At 42.9% G+C, this 744-nt stretch carries 1 protein-coding gene and 1 pseudogene; both read left to right on the top strand.

The genetic code is table 11. The features are described 5' to 3' along the window. Positions 1–63: 63 nt before the first annotated feature. A complete protein-coding gene (locus tag I6E38_RS14995; RefSeq protein WP_227236548.1) occupies positions 64–444 on the top strand; it encodes an ISAon1 family transposase N-terminal region protein in 381 nt (126 codons plus the stop codon). Continuing rightward, a pseudogene (locus tag I6E38_RS14990) lies at positions 410–744 on the top strand (ISAon1 family transposase); the annotation flags it as partial. The gene I6E38_RS14995 and the pseudogene I6E38_RS14990, both read left to right, overlap by 35 nt.

Here is a 744-nt window from a genome sequence, read left to right as displayed (position 1 = left end):
GGCTCACCCGATAAACTAGGGGGAAGACGCTTTGATTCTATAGAAAATTTATACCTTTGTGCCATGAATAATCAAGGACTATTAGCATTGGCACAGTTGATTCTGCCATCAGAGATACTTTCAAATTTTGAAGTAGTACGTGTAGAAGAGGAGTCATCCCTTATCCGCATCTATCTTGATGAATCGGTAAAGGCTGATTATAAAGAGAACCCTGAGATTGAATCCAAAGGGTTCTGTGAAGCTGTAACCATACGTGACTTTCCAATCCGCGACAAAGGTGTTGACTTGATTGTCAGAAGACGCAAATGGTACGACAAGCAGAATAATCGATACTTCTCCGACTCTTATGACCTGAAGGCTGAAGGAACCCGCTACTCCAAGGAGTTTGCGGCTTTTTTAAAAGGAGTGTATGGAGACGATTCCTACGACCTGCCGTTCGCTTGACCGCTATTATCACATTAACGGGGATACGTTTGAAAAGCAATACAAGGATGTGCTCAGTGGCTATCGTGAATGGTCAGAACTTTCACATGCAGAAGACTGGCTTGTCTTTCCTGAAAATATAGGTGAAAGCGTATGCATTGACGAAACGGCTCCAAGCAATGGTGAACTGTACACAATAGTAAGCAATAGATCTTCACGTGGAGGTAAAGGCACTATCATTGCAATTGTAAAAGGTGTGGGAGCAGATGCTGTCATAGAAGCACTTATGCGCATTGACGAAGACAAGAGACTGATGGTTAA

It is taken from the genome of Leyella stercorea, assembly GCF_021531355.1.
In the GTDB taxonomy this organism is placed as follows: domain Bacteria; phylum Bacteroidota; class Bacteroidia; order Bacteroidales; family Bacteroidaceae; genus Prevotella.
The sequence above is the reverse complement of the archived record's forward strand: the minus strand, read 5'-3'. Positions and strand labels throughout refer to the sequence as shown.